Annotated in this window: 16 protein-coding genes and 1 other RNA gene; 12 read left to right on the forward strand and 5 right to left on the reverse strand. The window is 38.1% G+C overall.

Annotated features, from left to right (window positions below; all coding sequences use genetic code 11):
* Positions 1-273 carry a hypothetical protein gene (locus I2F31_RS10345; protein ID WP_195769266.1) on the reverse strand — a complete coding sequence of 91 codons (273 nt, stop codon included), beginning with the start codon at positions 271-273 and terminating at the stop codon, positions 1-3.
* A gap of 350 nt (positions 274-623) precedes the next feature.
* Here I2F31_RS10345 and I2F31_RS10350 point away from each other — a divergent pair, with 350 nt between their 5' ends.
* Complete coding sequence (locus I2F31_RS10350) at positions 624-1076, forward strand: ABZJ_00895 family protein (protein WP_195773859.1); 453 nt, start codon at positions 624-626, stop codon at positions 1074-1076.
* Positions 1077-1120: 44 nt separating this feature from the next.
* Here I2F31_RS10350 and hemB read toward each other — a convergent pair whose 3' ends face one another.
* The gene (hemB, locus tag I2F31_RS10355; protein ID WP_195769269.1) at positions 1121-2134 is read right to left on the reverse strand and encodes a porphobilinogen synthase; all 1014 of its coding nucleotides are present in this window, start codon (positions 2132-2134) and stop codon (positions 1121-1123) included.
* A gap of 341 nt (positions 2135-2475) precedes the next feature.
* Between hemB and I2F31_RS10360 the strand changes: the two genes are divergently transcribed.
* The 4 genes from I2F31_RS10360 to I2F31_RS10375 all read left to right on the forward strand — a co-directional run bounded on the left by I2F31_RS10360 (position 2476) and on the right by I2F31_RS10375 (position 6916).
* Entirely contained in the window at positions 2476-3615 is a 1140-nt protein-coding gene (locus I2F31_RS10360; RefSeq protein WP_195773860.1) for an HlyD family efflux transporter periplasmic adaptor subunit, read from the forward strand.
* A 15-nt stretch (positions 3616-3630) separates the two neighbouring features.
* On the forward strand, positions 3631-5154 hold the full coding sequence (locus I2F31_RS10365; protein ID WP_195769271.1) for a DHA2 family efflux MFS transporter permease subunit: 1524 nt from the start codon (positions 3631-3633) through the stop codon (positions 5152-5154).
* Between the two features lie 84 nt (positions 5155-5238).
* Positions 5239-5597, forward strand: a transfer-messenger RNA (tmRNA) gene (gene ssrA / locus I2F31_RS10370).
* A gap of 173 nt (positions 5598-5770) precedes the next feature.
* Entirely contained in the window at positions 5771-6916 is a 1146-nt protein-coding gene (locus I2F31_RS10375) for a tyrosine-type recombinase/integrase (protein ID WP_195773861.1), read from the forward strand.
* 9 nt (positions 6917-6925) lie between these two features.
* Here the strand turns inward: I2F31_RS10375 and I2F31_RS10380 are convergent, their stop codons facing one another.
* Positions 6926-7825: a hypothetical protein gene (locus I2F31_RS10380; RefSeq protein ID WP_195773862.1), complete on the reverse strand. Its 900-nt coding sequence runs from the start codon at positions 7823-7825 to the stop codon at positions 6926-6928.
* A 472-nt stretch (positions 7826-8297) separates the two neighbouring features.
* Between I2F31_RS10380 and I2F31_RS10385 the strand changes: the two genes are divergently transcribed.
* Positions 8298-9170: a YagK/YfjJ domain-containing protein gene (locus I2F31_RS10385; RefSeq protein ID WP_195773863.1), complete on the forward strand. Its 873-nt coding sequence runs from the start codon at positions 8298-8300 to the stop codon at positions 9168-9170.
* Between the two features lie 66 nt (positions 9171-9236).
* On the opposite strand, the gene I2F31_RS10390 is transcribed toward I2F31_RS10385, so the two are convergent.
* Both I2F31_RS10390 and I2F31_RS10395 read right to left on the reverse strand, forming a co-directional pair.
* Positions 9237-9854: a DUF805 domain-containing protein gene (locus tag I2F31_RS10390; protein ID WP_195773864.1), complete on the reverse strand. Its 618-nt coding sequence runs from the start codon at positions 9852-9854 to the stop codon at positions 9237-9239.
* A 22-nt stretch (positions 9855-9876) separates the two neighbouring features.
* On the reverse strand, positions 9877-10248 hold the full coding sequence (locus I2F31_RS10395; RefSeq protein WP_195773865.1) for a hypothetical protein: 372 nt from the start codon (positions 10246-10248) through the stop codon (positions 9877-9879).
* A gap of 553 nt (positions 10249-10801) precedes the next feature.
* Between I2F31_RS10395 and I2F31_RS10400 the strand changes: the two genes are divergently transcribed.
* From I2F31_RS10400 to I2F31_RS10425, 6 genes are all read left to right on the forward strand, one after another.
* Entirely contained in the window at positions 10802-11092 is a 291-nt protein-coding gene (locus I2F31_RS10400) for a hypothetical protein (protein WP_195773866.1), read from the forward strand.
* A 12-nt stretch (positions 11093-11104) separates the two neighbouring features.
* Positions 11105-12139, forward strand: coding sequence for a DUF932 domain-containing protein (locus I2F31_RS10405; RefSeq protein WP_195773867.1), 1035 nt, complete (start codon positions 11105-11107; stop codon positions 12137-12139).
* 94 nt (positions 12140-12233) lie between these two features.
* Positions 12234-13274 carry a YqaJ viral recombinase family nuclease gene (locus I2F31_RS10410; protein WP_195773868.1) on the forward strand — a complete coding sequence of 347 codons (1041 nt, stop codon included), beginning with the start codon at positions 12234-12236 and terminating at the stop codon, positions 13272-13274.
* Positions 13275-13402: 128 nt separating this feature from the next.
* Entirely contained in the window at positions 13403-14278 is an 876-nt protein-coding gene (locus tag I2F31_RS10415; protein ID WP_195773869.1) for a recombination directionality factor, read from the forward strand.
* 92 nt (positions 14279-14370) lie between these two features.
* On the forward strand, positions 14371-14598 hold the full coding sequence (locus I2F31_RS10420) for a helix-turn-helix transcriptional regulator (RefSeq protein ID WP_195773870.1): 228 nt from the start codon (positions 14371-14373) through the stop codon (positions 14596-14598).
* A 142-nt stretch (positions 14599-14740) separates the two neighbouring features.
* On the forward strand, positions 14741-17020 hold the full coding sequence (locus I2F31_RS10425) for a type I restriction-modification system subunit M (protein WP_195773871.1): 2280 nt from the start codon (positions 14741-14743) through the stop codon (positions 17018-17020).
* The last annotated feature ends 1 nt before the right edge of the window (position 17021 follow it).

The following is a 17021-nucleotide window of genomic DNA, read 5'->3' on the forward strand; positions in this document are numbered from 1 at the left end:
TTACATTTTCATTTCAGGCATTGGTGCATCTTTAGGCACGGGCTTTGGCTTAGGTGCATCATGACGGTGTTTTTCATCATGACGATGTGCTTTATGCTCAGCCCCTTTTTTGTGTTCGTGGGCTTTTTTATCAGCACCTTCACGGTGTTTGTGTGGTTTTTCAGGTACAGGTTTTACTGTTTCTGGTTGAGGTGGTACGTTGGCTTCAGGTGATGTTGCAAATGCAGACACGGCCATACCTGATGCTAATACTGCTGCGAAAACTTTTTTCATTGCTTTAAACCTAGGGTCATCATTTGATAGATTCATGATGCATAGATATTATGAATTTTCGATGGAGGCTTTATTTTTCTATAGACTATGATGTATGTAAGTCAGTTACATTAGCGGTGAGGTCTGTTACAGACAAAAGAAAAGCCAATGATTCGAGTGATGAGAAATCATTGGCTTAAATGTCATGACTTTACAGTGGTAGACATGAAGTACGCTATTGTTGCACTGCTTAGATATGGTACGTTTATCTATGTAAGCAGGCTTTATGTTCTGTATAACGATAGCGATGAGCAAAAGGTTGACATGATTTTAAAAAAATTTAAATCAATTTTGATAAGACGAGGTTTTGAGTGTCTCTGAAAAAATATTATGCATGGTTTTTGCTGTGCTGTTTTATATTTACCTGTATTGGTGGAATACTCATGGCATTATTGCCAAAAGGTTTAGCATTTGTTTTTATGGTATTGCCATATTTAGCCAGTATGATTTCAGTGCTTTATTTATTTTTAAAACAACAACAACGTGCACCAACACGGAAAGAGATGTTTCATTTTGCTTGGGTGTTTAATGTTTTATTTTGGTTGTTTAACATCATGGGGTTTGTTTTGAGCTGTGTTTGGCAAGCTTGGGCACAGCCAGAAGTTGATGTATGGCAATTTGTACAGCTGTATGTTTTACAGCCACAAATTATTTTTGTTGCCTTATTTATTGTTGTGATGATTGGCCTGCCATTTTATTTGGTGACATTATGGTTTTTTGGCCCACAAGCACGCCGTATGGCCAAGCATATGTTTGGTGGTTAAGTTTAAAGCAAGCATAATGTTATGATTATGCTTGCTTATATGCTTTAAGTCATTGCTTTGAGTTTGCGTGCGGCATCTTCAGCAAAATACGTCCAAATACCATCTGCCCCTGCACGGCGACAGCTCATCAGTGATTCTAAAATGACTTGTTCTGAGAGCCAACCATTTTGAATGGCTGCACAGAGCATGGCATATTCACCACTGACTTGATAAATAAACGTTGGAATGCCAAACGTGTCTTTCACCTCACGTACAATATCTAAATAAGGCATGCCCGGTTTGACAATCACCATGTCTGCGCCTTCTTGTATATCTAAGGCAATTTCATGTAGGGCTTCTGCACGGTTAGCAAAGTCCATTTGGTAATTGTATTTATTGCCACCTTTAAGATTGCTTGCAGAACCTACAGCATCTCGAAATGGCCCATAAAAGCTTGAAGCATATTTAGCAGAGTAGGCCATAATGTTGGTATAAATATGGCCATGTGCTTCGAGTGCTTGACGAATAGCACCTACACGTCCGTCCATCATGTCACTTGGTGCAATAATATCTGCCCCTGCTTCTGCATGACTTAAAGACTGTTTAATCAGACATTCTACCGTTTCATCATTGAGTACGTAGCCCGTACCATCAATGATTCCATCTTGTCCGTGTGTGGTGTAGGGGTCAAGTGCACCATCGGTAATGAGTACCATCTCAGGTAACTCTTTTTTGAGCAGGCGACATGTGGTTTGTACCAATCCATCTTCACGCCATGCTGCTGTTGCATCTAAGCTTTTATCTTCTTGTGGCGTCACAGGAAAAAGTGCAAGTTTTGAAACGCCAAGTTCAAGTAAGGTTTCTGCTTTTTTGAGTAATAAGTCGGCAGATAAGCGCTGTACATTTGGCATGCTTGGAATATCCTCGCTTTGATTTTGGCCAGGCAGTACAAATACAGGGTAGATTAAGTGGTCGGTTGTTAAATGTGTTTCCCGTACCATTGCTCGTAGTTGATCATTTTTACGAATACGGCGCATACGTGTTGCGGGAAATGCGGGGCGATTGAAAGCGTAACTCATATTTTTTCTCTTAAATAAGTGACATCTTAGCGGTCATTGTTGGGTCTGCACAGATAATAAAGTAGATTTATCCTCAGGCTAAAACGATAAAAACTATGGCATTCATCAGTTGTTTAAATGTGTGTTTTCATCTCATAAAACCATTTTGTATTAACTATGGGTTTCAATATACATCAGTTAAGATATTTGCTGTAACATACGCTATTGAAATAACATGATGTACATCATTCTCAAATAATGACATTTTGATGTAAAATGACAGACCCGTGTCAAATTGTAAATCATCAGCCAAAAGACTCTGGCTACATGGTTTTGTAAAATAACAAACCGTAGGGTTAAGTATGAGTGAACAAAAACCATCAGATTTAGAACATGTTTCAACCGTAGAGAATCAACCGAATACCCAAAAGCGTAAGAAGTTACTTTTAATGGTCGCTATTATTTTTATTTTGGGGATTGTTATCTATGCCGTATGGGTTGTGTTCTTTGATCGTACCGAAGATACAGATAATGCATATGTAGGGGCAGATACTGCACAAATCAGTGCAATGGTCGGGGGGCAGGTTGCACAAGTACTGACCCAAGATACTGCATACGTGCATGCAGGTGATGTTTTAGTCAAAATAGATGACCGAGACGCTCAAATTGCGGTTGCACAAGCACAAGCAGATTTAACAAAAGTGAAGCGACAGTTTGGTCAAACACATGCAAACAGCGGTGCATTGACTTCACAAATTCAAGCAACGGATGATGCTATTCAGAGTCAAAAAGCACAGCTTGAAAAAGCACGTGCAGATGTTGCTAAAGCTCAGTCAGACTTTAAACGCCGTGAAGTGCTGAGTGCATCAGGTGCAATTTCTAAAGAAGAATATGCGACATCGCTAAATACATTAAATACGGCGAAAGCCAATTTGGGTGTGGCTGAAGCAGGTGTACAGCAAGCGATTTCTAATCAAAAAGTAGCCATCAGTAATTTAGAAGCCAATAACTCGTTGATTAAAGGCACAACACAAGATACGACACCAGATGTATTGGCTGCCCAAGCCAAACTTGATCAAGCGAAACTTAACCTTGAGCGTACCGTTGTTCGAGCACCTATAGATGGTATTGTGACTAATCGTAATGTACAAATTGGTCAGGTCGTTGCTTCAGGGCAATCTTTGATGATTGTTGTACCAATTCAGCAGATGTATGTGGATGCAAACTTTAAAGAAAGCCAATTGGCTCGTGTAAAAGTAGGTCAAAACGTTAAGCTGACTTCAGATTTGTATGGCAGTGATGTGGTTTATCATGGCAAAGTGGTTGGCTTTTCAGGGGGAACAGGAGCTGCATTTGCCTTGATTCCTGCTCAAAATGCAACAGGGAACTGGATTAAAGTGGTACAACGCCTACCTGTCAGAGTTGCTTTAGATCCGAAAGAGCTTACACAACACCCGCTTCGAGTTGGGTTGTCTATGAATGCCACTGTTGAACTCAAATAAATAAAGTGATGACATATGAGTAAATTTGTACCATTTGGCGATCTGACGGGGCAAAAATTACTCTTGGCCACGTTCTTCTTAGCATTGGCAAACTTTATGGTGGTGGTCGATACCACCATTGCCAATGTTGCAGTTGCACATATTACGGGTAGTTTGGCAGTTTCTACTACGCAAGGGACATGGGTTATTACCTCATATGCGGTTGCTGAAGCGATTTGTGTTCCATTAACAGGTTGGCTTGCGGGAAGGTTTGGTGCTGTTAAGGTCTTTGCCAGCTGCCTGATAGGGTTTACAACGTTTTCATTGTTGTGTGGTTTATCTAACTCATTAGAAATGCTGGTATTTTGCCGTATAGGTCAAGGTTTGTTTGGTGGCCCACTCATGCCACTGAGCCAAACATTACTGATGCGAATACATCCCCCTGAAAAACATGCTCAAGCCATGGGGCTTTGGGCTATGACCACGGTCGTTGGGCCAATTGTTGGGCCAATTATGGGGGGCTGGATTTGTGATAATTTATCATGGCATTGGATTTTCTTTATTAATTTACCGATAGGCATTATTTGTGTACTTGGTGTGCTTAGAGTGTTAAAACCTGCTGAAACACCAACAAATTATGTCAGAGTGGATGTGATGGGGCTGTCACTTTTAGTGATTGCTGTTGGTGCATTACAGCTCATGCTTGATTTAGGGCATGACCATGATTGGTTCTCAAGTCAACTGATTTTGTCACTTGCTGTGATTTCTGCATTTGCTTTTGCAATATTTATTGTATGGGAAGCAACAGAGAAGAACCCAATTGTAAATATTACAGTGTTTAGACATCGGGGTTTTTCAATTGCCGTGTTAACCATGGGGTTTGGATTTGGGGCATTTTTTGGCAGTATTGTGCTGATTCCACAGTGGTTGCAAACCAATATGGGCTATACCGCTACATGGGCAGGGTATGTGACTGCAACAATGGGAATCGGTAGTGTGACCATGTCGCCTGTTGTCGCAAAACTCTCCTCAAAAATAGATCAAAGAGCCTTGGCAAGCTTTGGTCTACTTATGCTTGGTGGTGTGACTTTGATGAGAGCATTTTGGAGCAATGAAGCTGATTTTATGGCATTGGCATGGCCACAGATTTTACAAGGTTTCGCTGTACCATTTTTCTTTATTCCTTTAACAAATATTGCACTTGGGTCTGTTGAACCAAATGAAGTCGCAGCAGCAGCAGGGCTTATGAACTTTGTAAGAACAATGGGTGGTGCAATCGGTGCATCATTGTCTGTGACATTATGGGATGACCACGCCAGTATTTCTCGTAGTGAAATGGTGTCTAAATTGAATGTAGAGCCTACTTTGGGTGAACTGACTGCACGAGGGTTTAGTCAAGAAACAGCCTTAGCCACAATTTCTAATTTAGTGAATAAAGAAGCATTAACATTGGCGGCAGATCATGTATTTTTAGTGTTTTCAATGATCTTTGTGGCAGGTGCAATGATTATTTGGCTGTGTCCAAAGCCAAGGAAAGTTGAGGGAGCAGCACCACATTAAGTCGAGGTGATGGTTTTACATACAGCATTTTTGATAAATTGATGTGATCTGCTTAAATCTCTGTTATAATTGCTAAACATTAATGGGGATGTTATTGGCTTCGACGCTGGTAATGAAGCTCATAGATGCATGCCGAGAGCGCATTTCCTCTCGTAAATCAAATTTGCATTTTTTAGTCGCAAACGACGAATCATACGCTCTAGCTGCCTAAGGGCAGTTTGTCCGACCGTTAGTTTACTTGTGGTCTAACAGTCCGACTGAAGCGCACGCACACAAGTCCGTATAAAATCAAGCCTTGGGGTTTTATACTAAATTAAGAGGATCGTGCTTTTAATCCTGTTCGTCGGGTCTTTAAGCATTAAAATAATAGACGATATCTAAGCATGTAGTATTCTGGAGTGTAGTGCTGACGGACGCGGGTTCAACTCCCGCCATCTCCACCAAATTTTTATCCAGTCTCACAAGACTGATTATAAAAAGCCTTTAAATTCAATATTTAAAGGCTTTTTTATTTGCCTGTTTATCCGAAGTTATCTGATTGAATATGACCTTGTTTTTGCCTAATTGGGTAAAAAAAGGGAAAATTTACCCAATCAATAATGAGAGGGTTTAAGAAGTGGCAGCAACACAATTAACAGATAGTCAGTGTAAACAAGCAAAGCCGAAAGATAAGCCTTACCGTTTATCCGATGTAAATGGTCTATCGTTACAGGTTTCTACAAACGGTACAAAATATTGGAATCTACGGTTAACGATTAATGGTGACAGGAAGTCTAAATCTATAGGTAAATATCCAGATATTAGTTTAAAGAAAGCACGTGATATGGCTTCTAGACTTAAAGTCCAATATGCAGAGGATAGTAGTCTAGAATCTCCAAAACCTCAATTTAGTGAAGTTGCTGAAGACTGGTTTGAAAATCAAAAGGGGATATGGTCAGATAAACATATTAGCAATGTTAGGGCATCTCTAGATGAGTTGTATCTAAGTTTTGGTAATCATGAGATCGATAAATTAACAGCACCTATTATTCTAGAAGCGATTAGAAAAATTGAGAATAGAGGATCTTTGGAAGTTGCGAAGAGAACATTATCAAGATGTGGGATGGTAATGAAGTATGCGATTGCACATAGTTATAGACTAGATAATCCTGCATCGGACTTGGTATATGCATTGAAATCTAGGAAAGTAAAAAATTTAGCATCGTTACAAGCTCAAGACATGCCTGAGTTTCTAAAGAAAGTAAGCATGTACCCAAGTGATGCTCAAACACACCATGCAATTATGTTGATTATGCTGACAGGTGTAAGGGTAAGTGAGTTACTCAAAGCAAATTGGAGTGAGTTTGATATAGAAAATAGAGTATGGGATATACCAGAAGAACGAATGAAAAATGGTTTACCTCATCGAGTACCTTTAACAAATTTAATGCTTCAAGAATTGGAGGCACTTAGGTTGACACATAATGAAGAGTTACTTTTTCCTCATCGTTTAAATAGCAAGGAGTCTATGCGTAGTGAGTCAATTTTACAAGTGATTAAGCGTTCTGGTTACGCAGGTAAGATGACAACTCATGGTTTTAGATCATTGTTTAGTACGGTTTTGAATGAGTCTAATTTATTTAATTATGATGTTATAGAAAGACAGTTAGCACATGTTCCAAAGAACCGTATTCGTGCTGCTTACAATCGTGCTCAATATTGGGAGGAGAGGGTTAAGATGATGGATTGGTACGAAGCTAAGGTGGTTGAGTGGATATCTTAAAGCAAAGGCCTAAGCCTTTGCTTTATTCTCTTCTTCCACTTTTTTCAGCTCTAGTTTAATAATTTCAGAGAGTAGTAACTCTTTCTTTGTCCCTTTTAAGCTACTCAATTTTTCCAAATTATCCATGGCTTTTTTATTTAATTTAATGTGATTGTCTTTTGCCTTACTTCCTAAATAATTTTTTTGTTGCCAAGCCTTTTTGACTCTATGAATATATTTATTGTATTCGTCAAAATCTTCTAGTCTTTTTATTGATAAATAAGATATTAAACTTGATTTATCATTAATAATATATTTATATCTAATAGATATCAAATCTATGTCAACTCCTTCTAATAAAGGTCGTCCAATACCTATTAGTTTATGGGTATTGGGTTTTCTTGATTTTAGTGTATTTGCGCTCATCCAGCTGATAAATTCTTTATTATTAATGTATGATTTTAAATCCTTATTTATGCTAGTTTTTAATAAATGAATTTTTTTTATATTATTAATTATAATACTCTCTTTTTCACTGATTATTATCTTTGATAAAGATATTAGGAAAATCTTATTTACTACTTTTTGATTTTGATTTTTATTATTTATACGCTGTATTAAATTGTATATTGGTATTTCATTGTGTTTTATTTTTTGTATGTATGCTTTATATTTTTTAATTTTAAAATTTAAAATATTCTTATGGTTTGAAAAAATAAAATCATTTTTTCTTAGTTTTCTAATTAATGATAATCTAGCTTCATTAAAGCTATTATTAATAATAAATTCAGTAAATTCATCTTCACTTAGAAAATCTCCTAACTCTAATAGATGAATTTCCACGCATATATAAGTTAAAAGAAAAATAAGTTCATCATCAGGTGCTTTTGTTAATAGTGCAACCAATTCGTCATCTTTTTTAGTACTCATTCCATTTACTCTTAATTGTAAATTATCCTAATTTATAGGTTAGCATAGCTTGTCTATTTATAGTTATTTTATAGTGATTTTTTAGATAAAAATATAGAGTTTTTATAGAGTATTTCTTAGTATTTTTTTACATTAAATATAATATATATAATAATTTTTTAGTATTGACTATATTAACGAATAACTTTGTCTAAAGAAATAGGTTGCTTATATGTAAGGAGGGTAAGTGATTCTTTAGCTTGTTTTTAGTGTATATGGAAAAAACCATTTCTTATTGGTAATGATTGTTGGAGGATTAAGATAGGTTAAATCCCAGTTTTATTGAAGGTTATTAATATTATTAGTAATTAGTATTTCATACATCATACTTATTCATCTTATTATGAGTGATATAGAGTATCTCATTAGAGACTATAAATATCTTTATACCTGATTCAGGTCTTCTATGTATTCAACATAGGAGAGACTAAACATGAATAATCAAAGAGAGTCAGATTTACTTATTGAAATTGAGAATACTACTGAGAGCTGGGTTGAATATGGAATAAAAAGAAATCATCAGTTTTATACTAGGTGTGCATCTCTGTTATTTGATTTTATTGAAATATATGAACCATCTTATATTTACTTTGGTTATATTAATGCATGGTGTGATTTTATAGAAAACCATGATATTAGAAATTTAAGTTATAGTGAGTTAGTTGATTATATTTATGATGAATATAGTTTAAGTGAATGGGGGAGGTATTTCTCATCCTATCGTGATTTAAATCAATATGATTTAAAAAGGCATTATGAGAATGAATCAAGAAATAAGAAGTCTCTCGCTAAGAAAATAAGATATTCACTAAATCAATATTCTAAATCTTTAGTTGTTCGTGTGGATTTGGCTTATTTAAAACAAAATAATCATATCGATATTGAGACATTCTATGAGGATATTCGTGAGTTACGAAAACACTTGAGTCAGCGTAAAGGGTTTCTAAAAGACTTAATAGATTATGCATGGGCATTAGAGCATGGATCAGATAAAGGCTATCACTGTCATGTGTTAATGATCTTTAATGGCCATAAAGTACAAAGTGGCTGGGGAATCGCAAGCAAGCTTGGTCAAGTATGGATTGAAGATATTACTTCTAAGCAGGGAAGTTATTATAACTGTCATGACTCTAAGCAAGTTGCACGTTATACCGACTTAGGCATATTGGGCATTGGACGAATTCATCGGGATGATATCGAGGCATGTGAGCGTTGTGAGAAAGCAGTAAGTTATCTCACTTGTCCTGAGAAGGAAGAGCAGTATTTAAGGGTTAAATGCACTAAGAGAATGCGTACTTTTAATTAGTGGTTCTTTTCTTGGATAGGACATGGAAAGACATCCTTATCGTTCCATGCCTGATTACTTAAGGACTTATTGGGGTGGTGGCCCATAAAGGTTTTCTTCAAGTGATCCCTTTGAAATTGCCCAATAAAATATGACTATACTTCCGACCAATGGAATGGCAGCAATGAGTACCCACCATCCTGAGCGATTAATGTCATGTAATCGTCGAACAGTAACAGTGATCAAGGGGGTAATGAAAACAACAAAGGCAATTGTAGAGAGTGTGTCATTAGCAGTACTCATGATCAACATGATTAATGTGGCACATAGTTGAAAGTACCAATATTCAGAACGTGCAGCACGGCCTTTAATATCAATATACTTTTTAAAGCAAGTCATGACTGACTTTTGATATTCATCAAGAATCGCTTGAAATTTATTTGTTTCAGCCTGTGCAGTATCTTTTGTTTGACCGTTTGATTCTGTTTGTGAGTTTTTGATCGGTGTACTTGTACTTGGCATCACAACAAAGTAAATGTTGATTGCGTTGCCTGTCTGTTCATCAACCTCAAAATCAACCTGTTGTCCACGTTTAGGGTGGAGTTGTTCTTTCCATTGATCACCTGTGAAGTGATATCTTTTTTCATCTAGGGTAATGATCCCTTTGTTGCTTTGTACCGAGAAATCTAAAACTGTACCTTTCATTATCATTCATCCATTCTTATTGTTAAAAATTAAAGGTGTAGCTACCTTGATCTGTATCTACAACGACTTCTTTTACTTGCGTGTCTTGGCAACGTAGGCTCGCTTGTCTTGATTGCCCGAATTTGAGATATGAACTGCCATTGTTTCCAAGCCAAGATGAGACTGAACAATTACCGCGATTAATGGATACATGAAAGATAGAAACATGATCTACGACGGATTGAATGTTGAGATAGCTAATGTATGGAAAAGGGTAGTATTCATTGGGTGCTTCATCGGTACTAAAGCTGAGTTCGACGGGGGCTTTATCTGAAGCAGATGAATCATTGTTATCGTTACTGCTACATGCACTCAGCGCAAAGAGTACACATAGACTTAAAACTATTTTAGTCATGGGTTATCCCTACCTTAAACGGCAGTTGTATTTGATTGTTGTATGTTTCAGAGATGAGAAATCAGTACAGATTCAAGGCAGAGATAAGGGTTTTAAGTTGTTGGGTATGGGAATAAGCGTGATAGATGTTTGCATGAGATTTGATCCTGTATGTTGTTCAAATTCTGCCGATCACTCACTGTCAATTGAGATGGTGGCAGAACGAAAGAGGGTTGACAGACTGGACATACAGAAACCAGCACGCACGAAGGCGTCCCCCTCCCGTTCTACCGCAAAGGGGGACGAGAAGGTGTTCGCACAAGTGTGATACTCAGGAGTACTTTCACCTGATGCGCTGTATGATCGGTCTGTCAAAACCGTCTGGCAATGTAGGCCAGCGAGCTAATAATAATCTGAGCAGTTTTAATCGTCAATTCAGATATGCGCTATTTCAGGTTATGTATTGCTTTTGGACGAATTAAAAAATATTTCAGATATATATCATCTAGATGAGAAACATCTTTTCTTTGTTGGAGAGATGACCATTCTATATATGATCTAGAGGTTTTTTATTATGAGTATTTATTGTCCTTATTGTGATTCCACCCATGTGAGTCGTGCAGTACAACCGACAGCATCAGAGCAACACAATACATCATCTCTTTCTTCAACAGCTTCTTTTGCCACCATTGGTGCATCTTTATCAAAGACAGTACCATTAGGGATTTCTCCTTTATTTGGCGGTATTGCAGGTGCAGTCGTAGGAAGTGTAATTGGTGGTACGTTTAGTGACCCTCAACCTAAAAGACAAGCAAGACCTGTGCAATGTTTTCAATGTGATGATTGTGGTCAATATTTTTATTAAGGAGCAATGAAAATGGCACATCAAGTTGAAAGCATGGCATATGTTGGTGATACACCTTGGCATGGTTTAGGTGAGCAATTAATGCCTAAGCAACCGATTGAAGTTTGGGCAAAGCAAGCAGGAATGGATTGGCGTATTGAATCATCCAATGTCAGTTACTTTGCTGAGAATGATAAAGCACAGCAAATCATTCTTCCTTACGAAGAGCAACGTGTACTGTATCGTTCAGACACCCATGCACCTTTGTCAGTAGTAAGCCAGCGTTATAAAGAAGTTCAACCGTTAGAGATTCTTGAGTTTTACCGTCATCTCACTGAGCAATCAGGTTTTGAGTTGGAAACCGCAGGTGTACTTAAAGGGGGTAAGAAGTTCTGGGCATTGGCACGTACAGGACAGACCACTGCTTTAAAAGGTAAAGATGTCAGTAATGGCTATATCTTATTGGCAACCGCATGTGATGGGACATTAGCGACGACAGCTCAATTTACCTCTATTCGTGTGGTATGTAATAACACTTTAGCCATTGCCCTTAAGGGTGCAACTGCCAGTGCAGGGATGGTGAAAGTCCCTCATAGTACGCATTTCGATGCAGAGAAAGTGAAACAGCAATTGGGGATTTCAGTTCGTGCATGGGATGAGCACATGTATGAGATTAAACAATTGTCTCAGCGTAAAGTCACACAGCAAGAAGCATCCAATTACTTGAATGCGGTATTTAACAATACCTCGATGGTCTCTCCTGAAGACAATCTGATTCAGTTCTATCGTCATGTTGCTGAACAAAGCCAAGCAAACCAAGATACTAAAGTAGAACCCAATGGTCGTGCGATGAGTAAAGCTATGGAGATGTTTAATGGGCAGGGTCGAGGAGCAACACTCTCTTCAGCCAAAGATACCGCTTATGGTTTGCTCTGTTCCATGACGGAGTTTGTTGATCATGAACGACGTGCCATGAGTAATGACCATCGTTTAGATTCTGCATGGTTTGGAGCAGGAGCGAATCTAAAGCAACGTGCGCTTGAACAAGCAAGAGCATTTGTCGCTTAGTTAGAAAAACTTATCTATCGCATTAAAACACAAAGCCATGTCCCGAGAGGGGCATGGCTTTTTTTATGCCACATTTTATTCTATTGAGGTCAATATGAACCAACCTATGATTACACCACAACCAAGCTCATATCTGCCTAAACCACTATCTTCAAAACCAGTCACTCCAAAACGTGTTGCGAATACCAAAGGCATGGATTACAGCAAATGGCTAGAAGTTAGACGCCAAGGCATTGGCAGTAGTGATGCTGCGGCTGCATGTGGACTCAACCCATATATGAGTATGCTTGAACTCTGGATGTTGAAAACAGGCAGAGCACCTTCTAGTCCACAAAATGAAGCAAGCAATGGCAATAACCCTTTATATTGGGGGCATCAGCTTGAACCACTAATTGCCGATTTCTATCAACAATATACAGGGCATAAAGTCAGACGAGTCAATGCGGTCTTACAGCATCCTGATGAAGATAAGTCGTTTATGTTAGCCAATCTAGATTATGCTGTGACAGGTGCTGAAGACATTCAAATTTTAGAATGTAAAACCGCAGGGCAATATGGAAGTAGGTTATGGAAGGATGGTGTACCACTGTATGTGCTTTGCCAAGTACAACATCAATTGGCAGTGACAGGTAAACAAGCTGCCCATGTCTGTGTACTACTATGTGGTCATGAAACACAAATCTTTAAGGTCACACGCAATGAACAAGTCATTCAAGTCCTAATTCAGTCAGAGCGTTACTTTTGGCAGTGTGTAACAGATGACCGACCACCTGAACCTGATGCATCAAAGTCAGCAGCCAGTGCCATTCAACAACTGTATCCGAAACATGAACCTTTAGAGAGTGAAGACTTTAAAGAAGATGGTTCAGCGAATAGCTTATTCGATGATCTCTTGCTTGAAAAAGAAAAGGTTGAAACACATCAAAAGCAATTTGAGTTGTTAAAACAGCATATTCAAATGCGCATGAAGCATGCAGAAAAAGCCATCTTTCAACGAGGCATAGTGACGTGGAAAGCATCGAAAGACCGAGTGAGCTTAGACAGTAAGAAGCTCCTTAAAGCACAGCCTGAACTGTTAGAGCAATATGGAGAGGTGAAAGAAGGCAGTCGTCGTTTTCAAATCTATACTGACTAGATCAATACAGATGTTAGATGCTAAAAGCCTAAGTAGAGTAAAAAGCAATCCATAGCATAAACAAATCCATCCCACTGCCAACGCAGTGGGATTTTTTTATAACTAAAGAAAAGATAAAGGTGATTTAGATGATGAAAGGTTTATTAATCACACCGCCAGTGTTAGGCAGAATCAGCATTGGGCGTGTCGTTGAAAAGAATGGTAAACGTCAACCTGAAAAAGATGATCAGTTCACCATTACTAGTCAGATTCAAAATAAGGAGGGGTGGGTAAAGCATCCCCTAGATGACAAGCTCAGAGTCAATAATGGTGATGGGAAATTACGTCAGATTCCAGTACGGATGATCTTTAATGATCCTGAACTGAACTTACGTGCTGAATATAGTTTGTTTGACCGACAAACGGGTCGCCCAATTTGTGTAGGTAATGGTGAGGTATGTCTTCGCGTGACACCGCAAGGTTTAGAAAAGCAAGTCTGTCCAACACCACACTTATGCCCGATGGGACAAAATGGTGCGTGTAAACCATATGGTCGTTTATATGTGAACTTAGATGAAAGTGATGAACTCGGTACATTTGTATTTAGAACCACAGGTTTTAATAGTATTCGTACACTTGCAGCACGGCTTGCTTATTATCAAGCAGCCTCAAAAGACCGTTTGTCATGTTTACCATTGCAATTGGTGCTCAGAGGAAAAAGCACAACGCAGAGTTATCGCACGCCAATTTATTATGTCGATTTAACTTTGCCTGAAGGGGTATCTTTACAAGATGCGATTCAACAAGCCAAAGAGTTAGATCAGAAAGCGAAAGAGAGTGGCTTTGACCAAAGCCAACTCGATGCTGTAGCGAAGTTGGGTTATCAAGCAGTATGTTTTGATTTGGAGGAAGCAGAAGAGGAGGTCATAGATGCAAGCGAAGATGCTCAACCATTAAAAGAACAGAAGATGGATGTCATGGATTTACAACATGGTTTGAAATCATCGGTTCAGTCTGTGAGTTGAGGCAGGAGGGTGATGGCTCAAATGGGTAGAAAAATAAAGCATTCCCCTATCATTTGAGCGTAATCCGACGCTCCGTAAAATGGAGAAGAGACATGACGACATTTGTAGGGCAAACTTTTCAGATGAATCAATTGATCAACATTAAACAGGTTGTTGAAATTCTTGGTATAAGCCGTTCAACGATTTACGAGATGATAGATGAAGACTCTCAATACTATGATTCAACATTTCCTAAAAAAGTAACCATTACATCTAAACGCATTGGTTGGTCAGCTTGGGAGATTCATCAGTGGATTGAAACGAAGTTAGCAACCCGTTGAGTGTAGGGAGCGAAAGCTCCCTTATTTTTGCTTGATAATATTGAGAAAAGCAATGATGAGGCTAGTAAAATATAAGCTAAGTCGGCACAATTAACGTTATATTTTTTTCAGTATTAAGCTGTAAAGCAAGTGGTATATTTTAATGACAAATAACAATTTCTCTCAAGTGGCAGCTTTCATTTGGTCTGTTGCAGATTTACTACGTGGTGACTTTAGACAATCGCAATACGGACGTGTAATCTTGCCATTCACTTTGTTACGTCGTTTAGAGTGCGTACTTGAGCCAAGTAAGGATAAAGTGCTTGAAGCATATGAAAAAGTGAAAGATATGCCTTTGCCATCCGAAGCAAAAGAAAAAATGCTGTTGCAGTCCACAGATGGTTTATCTTTTTTTAATAGCTCAGCACTTGATTTAAATAAGTTAGGAAAAAAAGATATTCGAGCGAATCTAAGTAACTATATTCAGCATTTTTCAAAAGATGCTCGTGAAATTTTTGAATATTTTAAATTTGATACATTTATAGACTTATTAGACGACGCAAACCTACTTTATAAAGTTATACAAAAATTTGCGAATACCGACTTAAGCCCACAAAGTATTTCTAACCATGATATGGGCTTAATATTTGAAGAATTGATTCGTCGCTTTGCTGAAAGTTCTAATGAAACAGCAGGGGAACACTTTACACCACGAGATATTGTAAGACTTACTACAGGACTTATTTTTAGCCAAGATGATGAGGTTTTAAATAAAGATGGCGTGATACGAACCATTTATGACCCAACCGCAGGAACTGGAGGCTTTTTATCTTCGGGGACGGAATATGTGCATGAACACAATCCTGAAGCGGTGATGCGTGTGTTTGGGCAGGAGTTAAATCCAGAATCCTATGCTATTTGTAAAGCCGATATGCTCATTAAAGGTCAGGATGTACGCCGTATTAAATTGGGAAACACCTTATCTAATGACCAACTGGCGTATGAAAAGTTTGATTATATGTTGTCTAATCCGCCATTTGGTGTGGACTGGAAAAAGATTGAACAAGACATCAAAGACGAGCATGAACAAAAAGGCTTTGAAGGACGTTTTGGTGCAGGATTACCGCGCGTGTCAGATGGTTCATTATTATTTTTAATGCACTTGATCAGCAAAATGCGTCAACCTGAGGCAGGGAATGATCAAGGTAGCCGTATTGGAATTATTTTAAATGGTTCACCTTTATTTACAGGCAGTGCGGGTAGTGGTGAAAGTGAAATTCGTCGTTATATTTTAGAAGCCGATTTGCTCGAAGCGATTATTGCCCTGCCTACAGATATGTTTTATAACACTGGCATAGCAACCTATATTTGGGTACTCAGCAACAAAAAAGAGCTTAAACGTAAAGGTAAAGTGCATCTAATTAATGCCACAAATCTTAGTTCAAAAATGCGTAAATCGCTTGGTTCTAAACGTAATTATTTAACAGATGCAGAAATACGAACCATCACTCAAAATTATGGTGATTTTGAAATTGTGGATACACTCACTTTAGATGGTGAAAGTGAACAGCAAAAACCATTCTCAAGTAAAATTTTTAATAGTTATGAATTTGGCTATCGTCGTGTAACTATTGAACGTCCATTACGTTTATCGGCACAGCTTAGCAATGAGCGCATTGCAAGCTTACGTTTTGCACCAAAGCCTTTTAATGCAGTCATGCAAAATGTATATGAAACTTATGGTAAAGCTTGGATAGAAACAAGCTATGGTCAGTTCAGTGAAGACCAAAAAATTGAAATTCGCGCACTCATTAAAGCAGAATTTAGCGAACTAAAAGAAAAAGATATTAAAACGGTACTTGAGCCAAAACTTTGGTTAGACCAACGGACGCTTTTACGCAAAGCAGAAGCCTTACAAACCAACATGGGTACAGCACAAAGTGATGATTTTAATATCTTTGATGAGCAACTTAAACAGGCTTTAAAAGATTGTAATGAAAAACTCGAAACCAAAGAGAAAAAACAATTTTTAGATGCTGTGACTTGGAAAAACCAAGATGCAGAACCTGTGGTTAAAAAAGTGATAAAAAGTGCCACAAACCCGCTATATGGTCAGTTTAGTTACAAAGGTAACGTGGTGGAATTTGTGCAAGATGGTGATTTGCGCGATGCAGAGAATATTGCCCTAGACCCAAGCCAAACGACGATAGATTTAATCGAATCTTATTTTAAACGTGAAGTACAACCGCATGTGCCTGATGCGTGGATTAATGCAGATAAGCGTGATGCCCAAGACGATGAGATAGGTATAGTGGGGTATGAAATTCCGTTTAACCGCCATTTTTATGTGTATGAACCACCACGAGATTTAAGCGAAATTGATGCCGATTTAGATAAGATTAGCCGTGAAATTATGGCACTTCTTCAAGAGGTGCATTCTTAAT

This window comes from Acinetobacter rathckeae (genome assembly GCF_015627125.1).
GTDB lineage: Bacteria > Pseudomonadota > Gammaproteobacteria > Pseudomonadales > Moraxellaceae > Acinetobacter > Acinetobacter rathckeae.